This window comes from Clostridioides sp. ZZV14-6153 (genome assembly GCF_020657855.1).
Classification (GTDB): Bacteria; Bacillota; Clostridia; order Peptostreptococcales; family Peptostreptococcaceae; genus Clostridioides.
In genome coordinates, this window is the sequence record NZ_JAGWCZ010000004.1 from 199452 (window position 1) to 222864 (window position 23413).

General features: G+C 31.1%; 20 protein-coding genes. All 20 read right to left on the reverse strand.

Annotated features, from left to right (window positions below):
* Positions 1-145: 145 nt before the first annotated feature.
* The 20 genes from KGF46_RS07635 to KGF46_RS07730 all read right to left on the reverse strand — a co-directional run bounded on the left by KGF46_RS07635 (position 146) and on the right by KGF46_RS07730 (position 23371).
* Positions 146-679: a putative ABC transporter permease gene (locus tag KGF46_RS07635; protein WP_227827635.1), complete on the reverse strand. Its 534-nt coding sequence runs from the start codon at positions 677-679 to the stop codon at positions 146-148.
* Between the two features lie 101 nt (positions 680-780).
* Positions 781-1461 (reverse strand): HAD family hydrolase, encoded by a 681-nt coding sequence (locus tag KGF46_RS07640; RefSeq protein ID WP_227827636.1) that lies wholly within the window; start codon positions 1459-1461, stop codon positions 781-783.
* 28 nt (positions 1462-1489) lie between these two features.
* Positions 1490-2779 (reverse strand): hemolysin family protein, encoded by a 1290-nt coding sequence (locus KGF46_RS07645; protein WP_227827637.1) that lies wholly within the window; start codon positions 2777-2779, stop codon positions 1490-1492.
* 222 nt (positions 2780-3001) lie between these two features.
* Positions 3002-3676 (reverse strand): flavodoxin family protein, encoded by a 675-nt coding sequence (locus KGF46_RS07650; protein ID WP_227827638.1) that lies wholly within the window; start codon positions 3674-3676, stop codon positions 3002-3004.
* Positions 3677-3703: 27 nt separating this feature from the next.
* On the reverse strand, positions 3704-5047 hold the full coding sequence (locus KGF46_RS07655; RefSeq protein ID WP_227827639.1) for a uracil-xanthine permease family protein: 1344 nt from the start codon (positions 5045-5047) through the stop codon (positions 3704-3706).
* Between the two features lie 163 nt (positions 5048-5210).
* Entirely contained in the window at positions 5211-5558 is a 348-nt protein-coding gene (locus KGF46_RS07660) for a TIGR03792 family protein (RefSeq protein ID WP_227827640.1), read from the reverse strand.
* A 116-nt stretch (positions 5559-5674) separates the two neighbouring features.
* On the reverse strand, positions 5675-7075 hold the full coding sequence (gene lpdA, locus KGF46_RS07665; RefSeq protein ID WP_227842552.1) for a dihydrolipoyl dehydrogenase: 1401 nt from the start codon (positions 7073-7075) through the stop codon (positions 5675-5677).
* A gap of 58 nt (positions 7076-7133) precedes the next feature.
* Positions 7134-8180: a dihydrofolate reductase family protein gene (locus KGF46_RS07670; RefSeq protein WP_227850230.1), complete on the reverse strand. Its 1047-nt coding sequence runs from the start codon at positions 8178-8180 to the stop codon at positions 7134-7136.
* A complete protein-coding gene (locus KGF46_RS07675; RefSeq protein WP_227827643.1) occupies positions 8170-9567 on the reverse strand; it encodes an amidohydrolase family protein in 1398 nt (465 codons plus the stop codon). The genes KGF46_RS07670 and KGF46_RS07675 overlap by 11 nt, the downstream gene beginning before the upstream one ends.
* A gap of 138 nt (positions 9568-9705) precedes the next feature.
* Positions 9706-10971 (reverse strand): dihydrolipoamide acetyltransferase family protein, encoded by a 1266-nt coding sequence (locus KGF46_RS07680; protein ID WP_227842550.1) that lies wholly within the window; start codon positions 10969-10971, stop codon positions 9706-9708.
* A gap of 17 nt (positions 10972-10988) precedes the next feature.
* A complete protein-coding gene (locus KGF46_RS07685; RefSeq protein ID WP_227842549.1) occupies positions 10989-11966 on the reverse strand; it encodes an alpha-ketoacid dehydrogenase subunit beta in 978 nt (325 codons plus the stop codon).
* A complete protein-coding gene (locus KGF46_RS07690; RefSeq protein ID WP_227842548.1) occupies positions 11966-12946 on the reverse strand; it encodes a thiamine pyrophosphate-dependent dehydrogenase E1 component subunit alpha in 981 nt (326 codons plus the stop codon). The genes KGF46_RS07685 and KGF46_RS07690 overlap by 1 nt, the downstream gene beginning before the upstream one ends.
* A 36-nt stretch (positions 12947-12982) precedes the next feature.
* Positions 12983-13942 carry a methenyltetrahydromethanopterin cyclohydrolase gene (gene mch, locus KGF46_RS07695; protein ID WP_227827647.1) on the reverse strand — a complete coding sequence of 320 codons (960 nt, stop codon included), beginning with the start codon at positions 13940-13942 and terminating at the stop codon, positions 12983-12985.
* A 24-nt stretch (positions 13943-13966) separates the two neighbouring features.
* The gene (locus tag KGF46_RS07700) at positions 13967-14701 is read right to left on the reverse strand and encodes an SDR family NAD(P)-dependent oxidoreductase (RefSeq protein WP_227827648.1); all 735 of its coding nucleotides are present in this window, start codon (positions 14699-14701) and stop codon (positions 13967-13969) included.
* A gap of 133 nt (positions 14702-14834) precedes the next feature.
* Positions 14835-17087, reverse strand: a complete 2253-nt coding sequence (locus KGF46_RS07705; protein ID WP_227842547.1) for a xanthine dehydrogenase family protein molybdopterin-binding subunit — start codon at positions 17085-17087, stop codon at positions 14835-14837.
* Positions 17080-17568, reverse strand: coding sequence for a (2Fe-2S)-binding protein (locus KGF46_RS07710; RefSeq protein WP_413840514.1), 489 nt, complete (start codon positions 17566-17568; stop codon positions 17080-17082). Before KGF46_RS07710 ends, KGF46_RS07705 begins: the two co-directional genes overlap by 8 nt.
* A 377-nt stretch (positions 17569-17945) precedes the next feature.
* Complete coding sequence (locus KGF46_RS07715; RefSeq protein ID WP_227827650.1) at positions 17946-19271, reverse strand: uracil-xanthine permease family protein; 1326 nt, start codon at positions 19269-19271, stop codon at positions 17946-17948.
* A 1001-nt stretch (positions 19272-20272) separates the two neighbouring features.
* Positions 20273-21874, reverse strand: coding sequence for an N-acyl-D-amino-acid deacylase family protein (locus tag KGF46_RS07720; RefSeq protein ID WP_227827651.1), 1602 nt, complete (start codon positions 21872-21874; stop codon positions 20273-20275).
* 111 nt (positions 21875-21985) lie between these two features.
* On the reverse strand, positions 21986-22663 hold the full coding sequence (locus tag KGF46_RS07725) for a hypothetical protein (RefSeq protein WP_227827652.1): 678 nt from the start codon (positions 22661-22663) through the stop codon (positions 21986-21988).
* 12 nt (positions 22664-22675) lie between these two features.
* Positions 22676-23371, reverse strand: coding sequence for a DUF5058 family protein (locus KGF46_RS07730; protein WP_227827653.1), 696 nt, complete (start codon positions 23369-23371; stop codon positions 22676-22678).
* Between the last annotated feature and the right edge of the window lie 42 nt (positions 23372-23413).

A 23413-nucleotide genomic window follows, 5' to 3' on the forward strand; every position in this document is an offset into this window, starting at 1 on the left:
AATAAATAATACTCTATATAAACGTTTGAAACTTATTAAAATATTAACTTCATCAAATAAAAAAGAAAGCTAACTTTAAATGATTTCAACATTTTAGCATAGCTTTCTTTTAACTACAATCTAAACTTATCTTATACTTCTAAAGTTATATTATATCTCTATTTCCTCTCAAGAATTTTATAGTAAAAATTTCATCCACAAACAATGCTATCAATAATATAGTTGCTATAATTGGCCAATAAGGCATTATTAAACTATACAAATTATCAACTACATACACTTGAAGATACCTTACTCCAATAAAAGTCAATATAGTCCAGTACATAGAAAATTTTACACATATTATCCCTCTATTATTGTACTTATAGTCTGAATAATCCCAATATACTTTATTAAAATATACCTTCATAATTATACCTGTGATATACTCTACTGTTGTTGGCACTACTAAACATAGTAAAAGCAATGCAAATATATTATTTGGGTCAATAAACCTTGAGACCTCTATTATAATAGACATTGCAATTGCATACATTGGCTTAAATGGACCATTTAAAAATCCATCTTCTTGAAAATGACCTTGAGTAAAATAACTATATAAATTTTCAATTATCCAACCTATAAAACCATACAAGAAAAAATTAAATAAAAAATATAATAGAGAACCTACACTATCCATGAATATTCCTCCTAATTGTTTATAATTATTTTTTCTCATATCCATGGATTTATTCTAAATCAAAGAAATTAAATTTAAATTCTTTGATTTAATATTTCATATTATAGGCTACAACATTCTTTAGAATCTAAACTTTTCAGGTATTCTCTAACTTCCAATAAATTTTCAAGTATCTTATGTGATTGTGCTTTAATTTGTTCATCTGGCTCTTTTAAGTCCGGTACGTTTATACATTTTATACCACCATTATAAGCAGCCTCTACTCCCATAGGGGAATCCTCTATAACAATGCAATTTTTTGGATTAACATTTATCTTTTTAGCTGCTTTTAAGAATATTTCTGGATTTGGTTTAGAATTTACAACATCATCTCCACAAACTATAGCATCAAAGTATTCTTTTAAATTTGCCTTAGCCAATCTTTTAACTGCTCTTTCTCTTTTTGTAGATGTTGCAACTGCCATTTTATATCCATTTTTCTTTAAAAAAGATATTAATTCATTAACTCCTAATTTAATAGGAGCTCCTTCTCTATCCATAAATTCAATCATATTTTTAGTTTTCTCATCATACAAATCTATTATTGGCACAGAGCTATCGTATATCTTAGTAAGACCTTCTATTATCCCTTTACGATTTCTTCCCATAACAGATGTATATATTTCTTTAGTCATAGTATATCCATACTTTTCAAATGTCTCTATCCAAAATTCAAGAGATATTCTCTCTGAATCAAACAAAACTCCATCCATATCAAAAATAATTCCTTCTACTTTTTGCATACAATTCCTCCAATATTTTTTGATATAATTATATTACACTTTTTATGATTAATTTTACAACCCTCAATTTATCCAATTCTAATATAGTGAAATTGTAATTTTCAAAAGTTACACTTTGATTTACTTTAATGTTTGAACCAAGCATATAGGATATCCAACCTCCTATACTATCAAATCCATCATGCTCTATATCAAGACCAAAATACTTATTAATATCATTGATTGATTCAGTTCCATCAACCAAGTAAGAACTTGTTCCTATTTTCTTAATATGAGTTTCTTCTTTATCAAATTCATCTTGAATTTCTCCAACTATCTCTTCCAGTATATCTTCAATTGTTACTACACCAGATGTGCCACCATATTCATCTACCACTATAGCAAGTTGGAGCTTTTCTTTTCTTAATTTCTCAAGAGCCTTATCTATAGTCCAATTTTCTGATATATATATAATATCTCTAAGCATTTCTCCTAGTTCAATTTTATTTCTGCTTATTTTTTGATTATACAAATCTCTTATATGTACAAATCCTAATATATCATCCTTATTTTTCTTACATACTGGATACCTAGTAACACCTTCATCTCTCAAAATAGATAATATCTTTTCCTCTGAGTCACTTTCATATATACAGACCATATCAGTTCTAGGTACCATTATTTCTCTAATTTTCTTTTCTTCAAATTCAAAAATATTGTCAACTAATCTTTGCTCTGATTCATCTATAAGCCCGCTTTTATAACTTTCTTCCACTAATAATCTTATTTCATCACCTGTATGTGGTTCATCAACTTCATCAGCTTGTGAATATCCAAATGGTTTAAGAAATAAATCAGTACTTAGATTGAAAAAGTATATTATTGGGTATGTCAATTTATAAAATCCAATCAGCAAAAAAGATGTACTTAGCATTATTCTCTCTGTATTATAAAGTGCTAAGGCTTTAGGAACAAGCTCCCCTATTACAACTTCTACCATTGTTATAATTAAAAAGGAAATAGAAATTGATATTGTATATATAACACTTTCACTAAGATTAAATATACTTATTATTGGCAATATTAACTCTTTAACTGTAGATTCTCCCATCCACCCTAGTGCAAGCGAACAAAGTGTTATCCCAAGTTGACATGCAGAAAGATAGGAATTTAGATTATCTTTTATTATTTTACATCTTTTAGCATTATTATTACCTTCAGCCATCATAGTATCTATCCTAGAACTACGAAGCTTTACCATAGCAAATTCACAAGCTACAAAAAATGCATTTATTAAAACAAGTACTATTATAAGTGTTACATTTAATAACTCCCGCATAAAATATTGGCCCTTATAACATAAGAAATTTATAAGAACTCAAAGTTCCCCCCTTATATTTATAAAATTTAATTTATAATATATATTCTATCATATTTATTAATATATCTTATTTTATTACAAATAATTTTAAATACAAAATTACCCCTCTTAATATTTATGATGGGTTGTCTCATATATTAAGAGGGGCTAATTAAATTTTACGTATGGGCAATATAAATTTTAGTGGTCTTTTACAGGACTTTTTTCAGTTTCACTTGTTATTCCTAATTCTTCTTTTTCAATATTCCACTTTTCAAGACCATATTTAGATATTTTAACAGCTTCAGCTAGACCTCTCCCAAGTCTTTTTATGGTATTCATGCCTACTTCGTCATCTTTTGCACCTTGTTCCTTTGCATCTTTACTCCAAATACTAGCACCAGTGTATCCTCCAATAAGTCCTCCTGTTACCAATACCTCATGCATTAAAAAGAAATTTATTATTGGTAATCTGGCCATTTCTTGTCCACCATATCTAGTTCCACCAGTAGTTATAGCAGCTCCTACTTTATTTTGCAAATTACATCCATGTACTAAATACATATGTCTTAATCTATTTAACACAGCAGTCAATTGAGCAGTTATTCCCATATCATAAACAGGAGAACCTATTATAAATCCATCTGCTTCTAGCAATTTTTTCTCTAGTTCGCCCATATCATCTTGTATAGTACATTTTTCTGCTTTTCTCATACAAGCATCACAATGTATACATGGACCTATATTTTTTCCTCTTACAGTCCAAAAGTCAACTTCTATACCTGGTATTTCTTTAGCTTCCTCTAAAGCTTGTAGTATTGCATATTCAGTTGCTCCTTTTCTTGGACTTCCACATATTCCTAGTATCTTAGCCATAACTCTATACCTCCCACAAATTTTAATTTAAGCCTCTATTTTTATATCATTAGACTTATTCGATTTTATTGATAATATATATTTAATTATCATCGCTACAATAAATACTGATACTATACAAGAATTTCCAACTAAAGTTCTAATAATCTCTGGAAACTTTTCCAAAGTCTGAGGAACTGAAGTTATACCTATACTTAAAGTAATTGAAACTCCTGCTATAAGATTGTTATCTGACGTAAATCCACATTGACTTATCATATCATAACCAGCCATAGCAATTGATGAAAATACGATTAAAGTGACCCCTCCTATTATGCATGAAGGTATAGTCGTTATGATTGCTCCCAATAATGGTGAAAATCCAACTAAAATTAATACTACTCCTGTAATTGACAATACAAATCTACTAGTAACTTTATTTATAGCTACGATTGCAGCATTTTGACCAAATACTCCTGTTGGTATTGAACTAAATACAGATGCAATTATAGATGTTAATGCATTTCCCATTGTAGCAGACTCTAATTCTTTATCTGTAACCTCTCTATTCATAGCTCCCATTGTAGCAATTGTTGCTGCTCCCATCATATCAGCTATAGCTACCATAAATAAAATGGCAAACATTAATATTAAATCAAGTCTAAACTCTAGACCAAATGCCAATGGTTTTGGAAAAGAAAATATTGGTGTCCCTTGAATTGCAGAAAAATCAACCAATCCAAATGCAAGTGACACTAAATAACCAAATATTATACCTATTAAAATTGCAGCATCTTGAACCAAACCCTTGCCAAATTTCATAAGCAAAATTATAGCTATAACAACTATAAGCCCTATTGCAAAATTTATAGGTTCTCCAAATGTGGCTGAGCCTTCTCCCCCAGCTAAATTTTTTACAGCAGTTGGAAATAGACTAATACCCATACAAGCAATCATTGTACCTGCTATAATTGGAGTAAATAAATGTCTTATCTTCTTAATTCCAAAGGCTATAAAAAACACTACTATTGCTCCTCCAATTTGAGCTCCAAAAAGAGCTTTAAGTCCGTATTTGCCAGCCACTGAAAGACAGGCTCCTAAAAATACGTAATTTGTTCCCATTATTACAGGAAGCTTTGAACCCAGCCTATGCCCTTTAAATAGTGGTATTGAGTACAATTGTAGTAAAGTTGCTATTCCAGCTACCAACATAGCACCTTGCATAAGCATAGTTGACATCTGTTTATCAAGCCCTACTATATTCGATATAAGCATAGCTGGAACCATATTACCAGCTATCATTGAAACAAAATGCTGTAATCCTAAAGGTAAAGCTTCTTTTAAAGGCGGTTTTCCCTCTAGATGAAATTTTGATGTATCGTGCTCTTTCATAAAATAAATCCTCCCATAAATTTTATTTTTCTTTACGACCATGAATTTATTAACAATTAATTTTGAGCTATACACATCTTAATCTAGTTAATTCTTAACTTAAATGATATTTATTTTAACTAAAGTATTATTTATGTATAGTTGTTCAGTGCACTTAATCTTATTATTTATATTCTCTAAGCTTATACTTTTTATTGACATCATGCTCTGCTCTTACAAACTCTAAATTTCCTTCTCCCATTAATTCAGACATTCTTTTCTTTCTATCACTTAGCCAGTCTTTATCAATATTTTTATAGTACTTATAATCTGTCCAATATATTATTGATGTTATTTCTTCTGGATTACTTTCACTAATCCATATCTCAGAACCAGCAAATCCTTCTAATAATTCTAGACCTTTAACCCAAATCTCATAATCTAATTGTAAGTACTTTTCTATTAATTCAGTATTTATCCTAAAAGTTAGTTCTTCAATAAATAAAGGTCTTTCAAATGATTTTAATTTCATATTATATACTTCCCTCTTTAATATTTGACTACTTTTTTATTCAAATGATTTTTTATTTAAATACTTTCAACATAATGCTCTTACATATAATTACTTTTTATTTACTTCTTATAATTTTACTTTCTAACAGGAGGTATGTGTATTGCTTTACCTACTATTCCCATAGTAGCTTCTGCAAAAGCTTCTGGTAAAGTTGGATGTCCATGCATAGTACTGGCAACTTCTTCAACTGTCAACATTGCTTTCATCGCAATTACAGCTTCATGAATTAAATCACTAGCATTGGGCCCTATGATATGAACACCATATATTGTAGTCTTATCTTTTGAAGCAATTACCTTAACCATACCATCTGAATCATTCATTGTAAGAGCCTTTCCATTGCCAGAAAACTGAAATTTGCTAACGACATAGTCTAAGTTTTTATTTTTGGCTTCTTCTTCAGACAATCCAACTGTAGATACCTCTGGAAAAGTAAAAATGGAATTTGGTACTAAATCATAATCTACACTTGTTTTTTCCCCTACAATTCGTTCAACAGCTACTTTGCCTTCTTCAGATGCAACATGTGCAAGCATTATTCCTCCAATCACATCTCCAATTGCATAAATACCTGGTACAGACGTACAGTAATTTTCATCAACTTTTATTCCCTTTTTATCATATTTGATGCCTAAATTATCTAGATTTAGTCCTTCTACATCTAACTCTCTTCCTGTAGATACAAGTACATTATTACAAGCAATCTTTGTTTTTTCTCCATTCTTATTTATATCTACTACTAGTTCTTTATCACTCTTAAATATTTCTTCTACTTTTGATGAAAGTAGTATTTTAATCCCCCTTTTATTAAGTAGTTTAGTTAATCTATTAGATACCTCATTATCAACCATAGGAATTATATTATCCAAGAACTCAACTATAGTTACATCTGAACCAAATTCATTTAAAATTCCTGCAAACTCAATTCCTATAACTCCTCCTCCAATTATTACTACTTTCTGAGGCAAATTAGTTATTTCTAAAGCTTCTTTACTTGTTATTACTCCCTCTAAATCAATTCCTTTAATAGGAGGCTTAGAAGATTTTGAACCAGATGCAATTAAAATATTTTTTCCTTTAATTATCTTCTTTGAACCATCATCTAATTTTATTTCTACAGAATCCTTACCTATTAACTTTGCTTCCCCCTTTTCTACAGTCACTTTATTTGCTTTTAATAATCCTTTTACACCACTAGTTAATGTCTTAACTATATGTTTCTTTCTTTTCTGCACTTTTTCCAAGTCTAATTTGTATTTATCAACTTTTATCCCATATTCTTCAGCATGATTAAAATAATTTAAAACCTGTGCATCTTTAAATAGTGTCTTTGTAGGAATACAACCTGTATTTAGGCAAGTACCTCCAAATTCATTTTTTTCTACAATTACAACTTTTAACCCCAGTTGAGCTCCTCGAATCGCTGCAACATACCCACCTGGGCCACCACCAATTACGATTAAATCAGTGTTCATATTTATTTTTCCTCCTTTTAAGTTATAGATATTAATATCTATAATTAAAATTTTAGTATCAATATTTATAGCTTGTTAAATCTACTTGATTTTTAATACCATAGCAAAGTTTCTGACGTGTAAAAATAAAATTATTTCTATGCATTCCTACTGTCAATAATTCCGAATGTGGATGTTCTAAGTAGCTATAAGCTGTTGTACAACCTGGAGTCATTTTTCCACCAACAAATACCATAGAATAATTCATAAAATATTCGTCTAATAATTCATTTTCAATTAGATGAGTACAATATGAAGGAGATTCTATACACATTTTTTCTATCCCTAGACTTTTAAGTACATAAAGTAATATCTTAGAGTCTGGAGTACTATCTTTACCAGTTACAATTACAGGACAAACATCAAAATCTTTGTATAATTCTTCAAATTTATAATCATCAACATCCTTAATTGAATTAAAGCTTCCTATACATCTGTGTTTTAAAGGAGAATTTTCTTTTATATAATCCCAACCATTTGGAGATGTAGCTATAACCATTTTATATTCCTGACTCTTATCAACTCTAAATGTATAATGGTCAAATGGAATATCTGTAGCATCAAAAGAAACTACTACTCCACATGGCTGATATTTTTTATTTAAATAGTCTTTTCTTTGCTGTGTCAAACTTTCATCAAATACATGACATGTTATCCCAGGTTCATTTTGCAACGTTCTAGCCCCTATAATCACAGCATCTGAATATGCTCTTAGAACATTTAAAACCCAAAAATCTGCCAAGGCTCCATCTGGATCAACAAAATTATTTTTTCCAATTAAAGGTCCTGCTTTATTGTCTTCATATGCCATTTTTCCATCGGATGAAAGCACCATAGATGAAAATATATATGGTCTTTTATCTTTTGATTTTGGAAAAAACAACTCCGTATAATACTCTAAAGCATCTGGTATACAGACATTTTCATTAGATTCTTCTTTTATAGTGTCTAATATCTTTTCATTTCTATTTAATACATTTATTTTTAAATTATTTTTTGGTATGTTGAAAAACTCAAGCTTATTCATACTTTGACCGCCCTCTCCCAAGTATTTTTTACAATCCATAAATTCTTTTTCCCCATTGTACATTTCCTAGACCAACATCCTCTATTAACTTACTTGATATTTTTTGAGTTTCATATATTACTTTTTCTTCATCTATATTAACTATCTTGTTATTATCCATAACTACTTTTCCATCTATAATAGAAGTTTCTATATTATTTGGAGTAGATGAATATATTAATGAACTAATTGGGTCGTGAACTGGTATAGAAATTGCACTTTTATATGGATTATAAATTATAATATCAGCATTTTTTCCTATCTCTATTGACCCTAAGCAGTCTAATTTATTTATGGATTTTGCTCCTCCAAGTGTTGCCATTTCCAGCACACTTGACGAAGGTAAAAGCTTTGCATCTCTATGAGTAACTTTTTGTAATAATGTAGTCATTTTCATTACTTCTAACATATTTTGAGTATCATTACTCGCTGAACCATCGCAAGCTAAACTTATAGTTAATCCATTTTCAATAAGCTTTGGAATTGGTGCTACTCCTGCCGCTAAAACCATATTAGATACTGGATTATGAGATATTTTAACATCATATTTTTTAAATAGTTCTATGTCTTCATCTGACATTTGTATGCAGTGAACTGCAATAAAGTCAGGTCCTAAAATTCCTACTTTTTCAAGATATGGTACAGTCTTCATACCTCTATCTTCTAAACAGTATTTATCATCGTCCTCAGTTTCAAGTAAATGCATAGTTATTGGAATATGAAGCTCATTGGCTATATTTCTCATTTCTTTGTATCCTTCTTCTGTGTTATCCCATATAATTCCAGGAGCTAATGCTAAACTTATTCTCGAGTGGTCTCTATATTTTTTCTCTAATCTTCTAACATCATCAAAAAACTTTTGTTCTGTATCATGATAAGTACAGCCAAATTCTTTTGGAAATTTACTTGTGTCTGTAAACCCTCTACCAAGTATTCCTCTTATTCCTAAGTCTTCAAATGCTTGAATTATGCTATCATCAAGCCCTTCTTTTCCATGGCAGTACATATAGTCAAGTATAGTAGTTGTGCCTGTTCTAATTGCTTCTATACATCCTGTTAAGGCTGCATAATAGCAACATTCTTCATCTATTTTATGTATAGCCCTTCTAACAGAGCTATCAAGCCAGTCTAACAACAGTTTATCTCTTCCTAATCCCTTTAACAAAGTCTGAAATAGATGAGAATGAGTATTTATAAATCCAGGTAAAACAAATTTACCTCTAGCATCTATAATTTTTTCAGAGATGTATTCTTCTAGTAAATTCGTCTTTCCTATATCAATTATCTTGTTCTTTTCAATTATTATACAAGCATCATTTAGTATTTCCCTCTCATTATTCATTGAAATTAGATAAGCGTTTTTAATTATCAAATCTACTTTTCTCATGCAGTAACCTCCATATAATTTTTTGCTATGTCTTGATTTTGACAGATAGTTTGGAGAGAAAAAATCTTTCGAGAAACGCATAACAAACTATCTGTCAGATTACTGGTGTACTATAAAATTATTTTACATATATTTTAATTACATCCATCTAAAATCCAAAAGATTTTGTGTAACTTCTTGAAGAAAACGTGCTCCAGGTGCTCCGTCTACTACTCTATGGTCATGAGTTAAACTCATATTCATTATTAAACCAGCATAAAATGCACCATCTTTTACAAGAACTTTTTCTATTATACTTCCAATACCTAAAATTGCACTTTCTGGTGTATTTAACACTGGGGTAAAGTATGTTATTCCAAACATCCCTAAGTTAGTTATAGTGATAGTTCCATTACTCATTTCATCAGAATTTAACTTGTTATTTTTAGCTCTTTCACTTAAATCACTTAGTTCAATACATATTGTTTTTAAATCTTTTAAATTTGCATTTTTTATTATAGGTACCACCAAGCCATTTGGAATGTCTACAGCTACACCTATATTAATTTCGTTACTTATTTTAAAATGATTTTCATCAACTATTTGCGTTCTAAGTTTAGGATGATTTTCAAGAGCTTCAGCTACAGCCTTTATTATAAGAGCTGTATAACTTAATTTAACTCCTACTTTTTTATACTTTTCTTTCAATCCTTTATATATTTTTGATAAGCTAGTAATTTCTAATTCAGTGGCAATTGTAGTTTGAGCTGTTGTCAACAAACTCTCATGCATTTTTTTTGCTATTACATTTTGCATTGGTGTCATCTTAGTTACCAAATCATTTTCCCCTATATTTACCTTAATGTTATTAACGTGAGAAATAGGAGTAACTTCTTGCCGTACTTCTTTTTCTACTACTTTATTTTTATTGACTTTCATAACTTCTTCTACTGAATTACTGTTCATAAAATTTTTCAAATCATCAATTGTTATTGCACCATGTATTCCTGTTCCCTCTATATTTGAATAGTTAATTCCTTTTTCCTCAGCTATTTTTTTAGCTCTCGGAGTTATTCTTTTCTCTATATTTAAACCTTTTGCCTTAGTTGTATTTTCTAAATTTAAAATATCTGCCTCTTTTTCATTATCAGTTTTATCTATCAAATCAAATCCACTAATATCTTCATTAGCTTCTGCAATTATACAAATTAGTTCTCCACAATTAGCAATATCGCCCTCTTCAAAAAATATTTTTCTCAATACCCCACTTTCTGGCGCTTCAACAGTATTAGTAATCTTATCAGTTTCAACTTCTAAAATTTCATCACCCTTATTTACTACGCTTCCTTCTTCAATCAACCATGTGCCAATTGTTCCTTCCTCCATAGAAAGACCAAACTTAGGCATCTTAACCTCTGTAATCATTGTTTATCCTCCCCTGACTAATATTGCATAACTTCCTTACAAGCCTTAATTAGATTTTCTAATTTTGGTAAAACAAAATCTTCTAAAACTGGTGCATATGCTACTGGAGCATCAATTGATGTAACTCTTTTTATCGGTGCACTTAGGTACTCAAATACATCTTCATTTATCATTGCAGATATTTCAGCTGCCCATCCTCCAACTCTTGGACCTTCTTGAGCAATAACCAATCGACTAGTTTTCGCAACTGACTCTACTATAGTTTTTTTATCATAAGGAAATACAGTTCTAAGGTCGATTATCTCTACATCAATCCCTTCTTTTTCAAGTTGAATTGCTGCTTTATGTGCTAATCCTAACATCATTTGAGTAGCTACTATAGTAATATCACTTCCAGTTTTCTCAATCTCAGCTTCATATAGAGGAATCTCATATGGCTCAACTGGCACTTCCCCTTTGACATTGTATAGCATCTTATGTTCTAAAAATAATACAGGATTATCGTTTTTTATAGCTGAAAGCAACATCCCTTTAGCTTCATAAGGTGTTGTTGGTGAAACTACTACAAGTCCAGGAGTGTTCATAAACCATGACTCTGCACAAACTGAATGATGATATGCACAGCGTATACCACCTCCCTGTACAGCACGAACAGTAATTGGACAATGTGCTTTTCCTTGGAACATAAAATTTAATTTTGCTGCATTATTTACAAGTTGGTCAAAACAAACTCCCAAAAAATCTGCAAACATTATCTCTGGAACTGGTCTTAACCCACAAAGTGCTGCACCATTTGATAATCCTAATATAGCTGATTCTGATAACGCTGTATCTTTTATTCGATTTGGCCATTTAGCCATTATTCCTTTGGTAATTCCAAAATCTCCACCCATTTTAGCTACATCTTCACCTAGTATAAAAACTCTATCATCATTTTCCATAGCTTGATGAAGTGCTTCATTTATTGCCATTCCATATGAAAGTTTTCTTCCCATTATCTTATCTCCACCTCTCTATCAACATATGTGTGTGTAACTGCATCTTTAATATCTGGTGATGGACTCTCCAATGAGAATCTCAGCATTTCTTGAACATCAGCCTCTATTTCTTCTTCTATTTGCTTAAGTGATTCATCTGACATGCCTTCTCTTTCAATAAGTATCTTTCTAGTTAATTTTATTGGGTCCCTATCTTTCCAATACTTAACTTCTTTTTCTGGTCTATATGCTGCTGGGTCTCCTGCAAAATGACCTTGCCAACGATAAGTAAGAAACTCTATTAAAGTTGGACCTTCACCTTTTCTTGCCCTATCTGCTGCTATTTCCACTATCTCAATTACTGCTTCTACATCATTTCCATCTACCCTAAAACTTGGAATCTCATATCCCTCACCCCAAGTTTTTAACTCTTTTTGAGGATGTGAATCTGTATAGTGTGTAGATATAGCATATTGATTATTAAGTAGGCAATATATTATAGGAAGCTTCCATGTTGCTGCCATATTAAGACTTTCGTGGCAAGCTCCTTCTCCTAAAGTTCCATCTCCTAGAAATACTGCTGTAACATCATCTGTTTCTTTATACACAGATGCAAAAGCTGTACCAAGACAAGTTACCATAGTTGAACCTTGTATTCCATTAAATCCCATATTTCTACATTCAATATCATTTATATGCATTGAACCGCCTCTACCACCATTTATCCCTGTAGCCTTAGCAAAAATTTCTGCCATTACAAGTTTTGGGTCAGTACCACAAAGTGCTATAGTTCCATGACCTCTATGGTCTGGAAATTTATAATCTGTTTTTCTAAGTGCATCAACTATACCTGCTTGACAAGCCTCTTGCCCTATACTTAAATGAACAAATCCTGGTATTGTTCCATTGGCAGCATATATTTCTATTACTTCTTCAAATCTTCGAATCATAACCATGTCACGGTATAATTTTTCTAATCTTAACTTACCTAATGCCATCTTATCTCCCCCTGAATCAATAAATTTTTAAATTGTTTATTTTAAGAAACTTTTTTCGAGTACTGAATAATTTATTTCTCCTGCCGAAAATGATTTTCCAGTGTTTATATTATGTATTTGTATTTTGCCTATTGAATGTACATCATGGTCTACATAGAAAAAGTCTCTTCCTGCCTTCACAAATACATCTTCAAACAATTCCCCATAATTTGGAGATGACGTTTTCCCTGCTAACTGGTGTATAGTCTTTGCAATGGCAGTATCAGTTGAATCTACCCAAAACTCAGTTTCACTACCATAAATCAATGCATCATTTATTCTTCCCATAGTCTTAAGTTCATCTTTTACTATAGGTGCTATTGGTGCTTTTCCTCTCGCAAGTACAATTTGACCTGCATCAAAGTTTTTTTCAAACATCTTATGACATACTTGCTCAATGATTCTTGCTGATACTTGCATTGATGCTACAATACATGTACTTGGTGAAATTAATATATATGTGTCTTCTGGTTTTACTTTACAAGCATTTGCAACCTCTAAGACTGTTTCATTATTGGGATATTTTATATCTTGGATACATAAAACTGCCTCATGATAAGTATCTTTATATGGAGTCATTTCAAAATACCAGTCTGATTCAACTCTTGCTAAAGCTCTTGCTGGTCCTGACCCAATAGTTGCAAATTCACCTTCTCCAAGTTTCCATCCAGCAATCTGTGAACCCATACATGCAATCAATGGTTTATCTATAAATACTTCAACTGCTGAGAAAGAATATTCATCATTTAATTTAAAATCTCCTAATGACACTGTTCCTAGGTCACCTATAGAAGCCCTAGTAAATAAAACACCTGCTTTCCAGCTTCCACTACAATTTAAGCCCATATCAATTATAGTTGCTCCACAATCCATCTTAATAATTTCACATCCCAATGCTTCTGCATCTTCTATTATCTCTCTCACTACCACCATAGCTTTCTTGTTTAAACTTATCATCTTTATACCTCTCAATATATATTTTTATGCTTTCTTACCACATACATCAATTGCAGCTCCCATTATTGGACTTGCTTCATCAGATGCTAAGAAAGTTACAACTTTTGATACTTCTTCCACTTGCAACATTTCTTCAAGCGGTATCGTAACTGCATCATCATAGTTAAATCTTTTTCTTGTATATTCAGTGTTAGTCATCCCTAAATATATCGCATTTACATTGATTCCATACTCTTTTACTTCTTCAGATAATGTTTGAGTAAAACTTACCATTCCTCCTTTAGAAGCAGCATATGCTCCAAAGCCTGGAAAAAAGTGTTTTGCTGCTGTAGAGCTAATATTTATTATTTTTCCATACTTTTTATCAATCATTGTTCTAAGGACAGCCTTAGTACAATAAAAAGTTCCACTTAAATTAGTCTTTATCTGAGCATCCCAATCTTCAATTGTAGTATCAACTACTGGAGCTGATTTATGGAGAGCAACATTATTAATCAATACATCTACACTCTCAAATTTATCTATTACCTCACTAAAACAAACTTCTACATCTTTAGGTTTACTTACATCACAAACTGAAACAAAAGCTTTACCTCCAGATTTAATGATTTGTTCTGCAACATTATCCAATTTGCTTTTGGTTCTACCAATTAAGACTACTATTGCTCCTTCGATAGCAAAATCTAAAGCAAATCCTGCTCCTAACCCCTGCCCTGCTCCTGTTATCACAACAACCTTATCTTTAAACCTTAAATTCAAAATTCATCACACCCTCTACATTTATATAATTTAAACTTACATTTAGAAAAAGGTCTTACATTTTAATATCTAAAGTATTTTAAATAAATATCTTTTTACTTTGTATAACTAATTTCTTTTGTATAAAGCAACATTAAATATTTATATTATCTAGTAAAATACTTTTCTTTATTGGCAAACTATAAAAATCACAATTTAATGCGTTTGCTACTGCATTTGCTACTGCTGGTGCTGATGGTACAACAGAACATTCACCTATACTCTTAGCTCCAAATGGACCTCCAGGTTCTCCACATTCTATCAGGCCAACTTTTATTTGGGGCATTTCACTAGCCTTTATCATATGATACGAGCGAAATGAATTAGCTTTTATTTTTCCTCTATTGTCAAATTCAAGTGCTTCAGTCAACGCATATCCTATTCCCATTTGAATTGCTCCTTCAATCTGACCTTCTACAGACATTGGGTTTAAAGCTTTCCCTACATCATGAACTGCAACATATTCCAAAACTCTTACACTTGCCAGTTTAGTATCGACCTCAACTTTAGCAAAATGTACACCATATGAACTTGCTCCAGTTTGAGATGCAAAAGTTTCAGCTCCTATAATCTCTCTTAAACTTACCTTTTGAGCATGTATCATGACATCACATAAAGTGGCTTGTTTGTTGTTATTTTTGATAGAATAGACTCTCTCATCCTTAAATTCTATATATTCTTCATCCTCTTTTAAAAGTTGGGATGCTTCCTTTAAAAGTTCTTTTTTTACTGAATTTGCTACTTTTAAAGCTGCATTTCCAGATACAAAAACTCCTCTGCTTGCGTAATCTCCTAAATTCCATGGTGATGCTTCTGTATCTGCCTGTATACATTCTATTTTTTCCTGGCTTATTCCAAGTACTTCAGATATAATTTGTACTTGAACACTTACAGATGCATTTCCCATATCATGAGTACCTGTATATAATACAGCTGAACCATCTTCATTCATTTTCAACATTAAAGCTGTTATATCTCTATGTGCTCCAAAGCATCCATTTCCATGTGAACCAACTGCCATACCTACACCAATCAAAAATCTACCATTTGATTCATTTTGCTGTCTAATTTGTTTTTTCCAGTCAAACATTTCAGCACCTTTTTTTATACAATCTATTGGTCTTGGATTTCCATGAGGACTTTTAAATCTTTGATCTATTCCATCTGGTTCGACTAAGTTCTTAAGCTGTAAATCTAAAATATCCATATTTAGTTTTTTTGCAATTTTATTTAGTTGGGATTGTTGAGCAAAAAAAGCTTGTGGAGAACCATACCCTCTCATTGCTCCTGCAATTGGTGTGTTTGTATACACTGGTATCCCCGTATATCTCATATTTTCAATCTTATATGCTTTAAACACTTTATGACTCATTGCTCCAATTACATTTAAAGCACTTGATGCATATGCACCTGTATTTGTCAGAACTTTCATATCTTGTGCTATAACTTGACCATCCTTCATAACACCCGTTTTTAGATATACAACTGCGCCATGTCTAGTTCTTGTCGAAGCAATAGTTTCTCTCCTGTTAAGTTCTAGTTTGACTGGCCTACCTGACAGTTTTGCTAATAATGCTACAATTGGCTCAATTGTAATCTCTAATTTACCTCCAAAAGCTCCTCCAATAGCTGGACTTACTAGTCTAACTTTATTCATTGGTAATCCAAATAAATTAGATAAGATTATCCTAAATCCAAAAGTGTTTTGATTAGGACTATAAACAGTAAGTTTCCCACTGTAATCATAATCTGCAATCGCCACATGAGTTTCTATTGCACCATGATGTATAGCTGGAAGTGTATACTTATCTTCAAAAATATAATCAGCTTTTTTCATGGCTTCTTCAATATTTCCACACTGCTGTACATTTACTGCAAGCTTGTTTCCCCCTTTATGTATTGGATATGCACCCTCTTGTATTGCTTCTTCTGGATTAAATACTGAGGGTAATTCTTCATATTCAACCTCAATAAGCTTCAATGCTTTTTCAGCCGTTTGTAAATCTTCAGCTGCAACGGCTGCAACTTTATCACCCACAAAACGAACAGTATCATCAAAGATATGTTCAACCTCTGGCAACTCATGTTCATAAAATCTCATGGCACTATTAAAGGCTTTTTGAGGTGAGTTTTTATAAGTGGCTATAGCTTTTACACCTTCTAATTTCTCAGCTTTTGATGTGTCTATTTTTTTAATTTTTGCATGCGCTATAGGGCTGAATAAAACCTTAGCATAAAGCATATTTGGAATTTTCATATCTGCAGTATATCTAAGTTGGCCAGTAGCTTTAAGTACAGCATCTCTTATTGGGACTCTTTCACCAATAACTTTAAAATTATTACTCACAGGTTATACCCCCCATCCTTTTTGCTGATAAAAGTATAGCCTCAACAATTTTTACATATCCTGTACATCTGCAAAGATTATTGTCTATAGACTTTCTAACATCTTCCTCAGAAGGATTTGGATTTTTATCTAACAGGGCTTTTGCCGACATTATCATCCCTGGAGTGCAATACCCACATTGAACAGCTCCACAATCAATAAATGCTTGTTGAATTGGATGTATATTGATACCATCTGACAACCCTTCAATTGTCAATATCTTTTTCCCAACTGCATTTCTTGCTAGAATCAAACATGAATTAACTGCTTCTCCATCTAAAATTATTTTACAAGCTCCACAATCACCAGTACTACATCCACACTTACTTCCAGTTAAATTAAACACTTCTCTTAAAACATAAAGTAAAGTCCAACTTTTTTTTATACTCACCTCTCTCAATCTGCCATTTATATCAAGCTCAATAACATCTATAATCTCCACCTTCTCTCCACATAATTTAATTTTTAATATTTTCTATGAAATTTAATCTTTGATTAATAATTTATCCAAGTTATTTACACTCATTTGACAAGTAAAATCCATAATTACTGTTAAAAAAGGAGGAGCAAGGCGCTCCTCCTGGATATCCTTTCAGATTATACTTTTATTAAAATGAGTATCATATCTTTTGATTATTTAGTTTTTTAAGGTTTTTGGGTAAAAAAAATAGAAGCAAGGCGCTCCTTCTTGGATATCCTTTCAGATTATATTCTGCTCAAATGCAAGCTATTAGGTTTCCTTCAAAGTTCAATCCTATTTTTGGTAAAAAAAATAGAAGCAAGGCGCTCCTTCTTGGATATCCTTTAGAATTACGTTCTCTAAGCTTTACAACTTACTTTACTTTCCACTACATCCTCTTTTTCCTTAGGCAATACGATATTTAGTATTAAAGATAATAGAGCTGTTCCAGATATACCAGTCATTAAAGTGACTACAATGCTTGGTAAAAATGCTAATGCAGCTTGATTAAAATAACCACCCATACCAATGCCCAGCGAAACTGCTAAAATTGTTATGTTACGATTTGTCATCTTTCCCATTCCAATAACCTTAATACCTGATGATGCAATTGTTCCAAACATCATAACTAATGTACCTCCAATAACTGGGTCTGGTGTTAAAGCTAATATTTGGGCAAACTTTGGGAAAAATGCTAATATACCTAACATTACTCCCCCAAGTGCTACTATGTACCTACTTGCAACTCCTGTCATACAAATTATTCCTATGTTTGGACTACCTGATATGACTGGAAGCCCATTAAACAAAGCTGCAAAACAACTTCCAACTCCATCTGCTCTAACAGCTCTCATCAATTCTTTTTGCGTAGGTAGACGGTTTTCAACAGAACTAACAACCCCTGTCGTATCTCCTATTATTTCCATAACTGTCACAATATGAATTGTACATATGGTTATAATAGCGCCCAAGTTGAACTCCAATCCCCAGTATATAGGCTTTGGCACTGCAAACCAATTTGCTTGTGCCATACTAGAAAAGTCAACCATACCAAATATTACTGCTACTACATAGCCTATTACTATTGAAATTATTATGGATGCTACTTTGAGAAAACCTTTTCCAAATTGATTTAAAATAAGTGTCAACAACAATGTAAATACAGCTAAAGAAAAATTAGCAACTACATTAGGTCCATGAGCATCAAAAGATACTGCATAGTCAAATGAAGAGCTCATAAGTGATAAACCTACTGCCAAAACAACACTTCCTGTAACTGTAGGTGTAAAATATTTATGTAAATATTTTACTGCAAGAGGTCCTACTAAAGTTAAAACTAGACTTCCTACAAGTACTGCTCCAAAAGCTCCAGCAATACCAACATCATTATTTGTACTTAAGGCAATTAATGGTGCTACAAAGGTGAAACTTCCACCAGTAACAATTGGCAACCGTGACCCTATTGGTCCAATTCCCATAGATTGCAGTATGGTGCTCACCCCTGCAATCAACATCGAACATTGAATCAAAAATGCAGTCTCACTTAGTGAGAGACCCATGCCCACAGCTACTAAAATGGCACCCGACATAGTACCTGCAAAAGCAGAAAAAACATGTTGCATACTAAGTGGTATTGCTGTTAGAAGCTTTGGCTTGTCATTAAATCCATACTTGTAATTTTCCATATCTTACCCCTTATCGCTCCCGCCATTGCCGCCAAATGTATGGAGCCATGTAATAAATTATTAGTAACCTTAAAAGTTAGAGCCTAATAAATATTGCACAGTTACATTATGAAGTTTTAGTAATACATTTTGAAATTAGAAAAGCTCTAATTTAAGGAGTGGCGGAGGATTAGTTACTAAAAAAATAAAACGTTTGCTTTTAGCATTATTTTTATTTTTTGTAAGCTAGGTAATTAATCCGATTTTTAATTGTATTATACAGTCACGATTTTAGACTGTCAAGATTATTCTGATAATTTAATTTTAGTTTTATTTAGAATTATTAAAGTAAAAATAATAATCAATCTGTAGAATAAAATCAGTATTAAAACACTTTAATTTTTAAATTTACGTTATTTTTTTATCAATATTCGTTTTAATATTTATTTCTATAAAATATATGCAACCTCTTATTTTCGCCATATAACGCTATTTCAGTAAATATAATAAATAATAAATAGTAACTAACATTTATTAAATATCATAAAAATCTTAATTATTGGATAAATATAAATATTTTATCGTTTATTTAATTAAATTAGACATAGTATATATATTTTATAATATAATATTATTTTAATATATATAAAAAGTAATAACTATTTTTTATTATTTTCTCATTCTCTGATATTGAAACTCTCTTTTGCTAGATATTTTTTTAACATTTTCTAGAAGAAGTTTATCTTTATCTACTTACAAAAAATTTCTTTTTCAAAATTATAACCATTTATTTTCCCAATTTTTCTACATATTTCAATAAATAAAAATCTCAATTTTTTTATTATAAAAGTAAATTATTTTTTGTACATTTCTTATTGTACATGCTTTTTATTGTCCATATAAATTAAGATTTAATACTATTATAAAAAAACGAAGAGTGATTTTTATTTAAATAATATTCAAACTTCGTTTTTTTACTATCTATTTATTTAATTTCTAAATTTTTATTATTTTTTAATATTTTATCTTTTTAATACTTCACCACATTGATTTTTAGTAACTTTACCTTCTTCTAATGCAATTTTCCCATTTACAATTACATATTCAACACCTCTAGCTAATAACTGTGGATTTGAGAAGTCAATCTCTTCAGACCTAGGGTAGCTGTAGTTTTCCATATCAATTACTGTTATATCAGCTATTTTACCCTCTTTAAGTATACCTCTATCCTTTATTTTAAACTGGTTAGCTGGCAATGAAGTTACCCTTCTTACTACTTCTTCCAATCTAACACCTGATTTTTTATACATATCAAAGAAAATTGGAAATGCCCCTCTTCTTTGAAGCTCAAACCATGACATATCTCCACCTACACTAAACAAACAATCTGAACCAACCATAACAAATGGATTATTTATTATCTTTTTATCATGTAATTTATCAGGAAAATCTCCCCTGTACATTCCTCCTAGGCAAAATATAAGTTCTTCATCTCCATCTAAAAGTAAATCTAGTAATAACTTATTCTCATCTATACCTTTTTGTATAGCTATTTCACGTATTGATTTCTTTTCCATATCAATATTATTGGTATTTAGAAGTATTATACTTCCTCTATCTCCAAGTATAAATGCCTCTTTTAATATCAGGGCTCTTCCTTCTTCATTCCTAAGGGCATCCATAACGCCATCCATACCTAATTCAAACAAACTAGATGATATTGCCATAATAAATTGAAGTACTCTTTTTTTCTTCATACAATGTCCAGAACTTCTTGGTACTGTATCAACCATAATATCAACACCATTGTCTCTAGCATTTAATATCTCATCAAATGCATCTAGTTCAACTGGGCTTAAATGGGATACTTGTACTCTAGCTCCACTTTTTTCACCAACTTCTATAGTTTCTTTTACTGCATTATATCTTCCTATGTAATCCCTAATATGAGACGTATATATACCATCATGTTCTTTTATTAGTTTTGCAATCTCAACTAATTCATCAATATCAGCATACTTACTTGGTATATATGCCAATCCAGTAGATATTCCAAAAGCCCCACTTTTCATACCATCATTTATTATCTCTGTAATTTCTATTTTTTCTTCTTCTGTAGGTGGTCTATCTTTAGACCCTCCCATAACACTCCATCTTATAGTGCCATGACCCAATAGAAATCCCATATTAATAGCTATTCCACTATTAGATATAAGGTCACAATATCCTGTAAAACTATTCCAATGCTTATTTTTATCTATAAGATACTTTTTTTCTTCTTCAAGTAATAGACCATTCTTATACATATATTCATATACATTTTCAGAAGAATATGGTGTTATAGAATGACCACAATTACCATTTATAGTTGTTGTAACACCTTGTTTTAGGAATTTTTCAAATTTACCATCTAATATTGCTACTATTTCTTCATGAACATGAGGGTCAATAAATCCAGGTGTTACAACTCTTTTATGACAATCTATCATTTTATTTGTATCATCATTTATCTCAGAATCTATTCTCACTATTAAGTTATTTTTTATCGCTATATCTCCATAAAAACCATTTTGTCCAGTACCATCTACTATAAATCCATTTTTTAAAACTAAATCATATACCACATTATTCACCCCTTAAAATATAATTTTATTGCAGTAGCCTTTACTATAATTCTTTATATTTTAAACTTTTTACTTTTTTAATTTTACTAGCCTCTAAGTTTATCTTTTTTACTAGTCCTTAAGTTTATCTTTATGCATAACTCTTGCAATCAATATAGTACCAAATACACATATAAGAACTACTAAAGACTGTGGTATTATACCTTGCTTTGATAATATAATAGTTAATACAGCTATTACAATTGCTACTAATCCTAGCTTTTTATCTTGTAAAAAAACTTGTCCAAATACTGACCCAAACAAAGCTGGTAAAATTAAATTCAATTTTTCTACTACTTCAGGTGGTATTTTAGACAATACACTTCCTCCTAAAATTACTCCAAAAGTCAAAATACTTATATTTACTAGAATAGATACAGCTATTCCTATAGTAGATATTATTGAACCCTCTTCAGTTCCTGATTCAACTTCTGCTGCTTTTTGAGCTGCTATTGAACATGGCAGTCTCATATTAGATATATTTCCAGAAAGAAAGCTCATATAAGTTCCTGGTATTCCTAAAATTGGTGAATAAGAAACTGGCTCTATTATGTAGTTTGGTGCACTCATACTAACGATTGCCATTGTACTTGCTAATAATGCTGATATTGGAGGCATAAGACCAAATCCAAAACTTAAAATTATTCCAGGAACTAATGCTGCTATAATACCTAAAGATAATGTCAATCTCCCATACCTTATCATAAAAGGTAAGTACTCTTCGTTGTATATAGATTTTACTTTACTCATAAAACTCCCCCCTTATATTATTGAACCTATTATCATTCCACTAAACATTGATATGGTAAGACCCCACTCTCTCAGCCATTTTATATTTTTCTTTTTTTCAATCATACATAGTATTACCATTATTATCATCCCACTTATACAAGCAATTGTTCCATTATCAAAACGCAATACTCTATCAGCATTTAAGTATGCAAATGAACCTAACATTGCTCCTACAGATATTATTGGTATAAATGATTTCTTACCACTAGAAATAACATTCGTTATTTTATCTAACTTATGCCCAAATAATAATGTAAATATTATCCACCCTAAAGAACCTAATATCATAGTCCAAACTGCATTTGTAAATGCTACTTTTGTCATCTCAGGAGAACCCAAAGTTATCCCTAGTGCATCTGTTCCAAATCCAGCTGACATAGATTCAAAAATTACAGAACCTATAAATGATAATCTCATCCATGCTATAGGTCCACCCATAGTTACTATAAGTGAAACCATCCCAGCAAATATAGTCATTGATGGGCCTATAGCTGAAATAGCACTACTCTTAACAGCTGATTTTATTTGCTTGTCAGTTATCCCCATCGTCTTCCCAACTTTACAAGATTTTATAGCAAATACAAGAGATTGTACTACTACTATTGACACAGCTACTGTACTTGCTATCCACAAAAGTGGATGATTGGCTAATTTTAAATAATCCATTGCAAAAAACCTCCCTATAAATCCTCAAATTTTATTAAAATA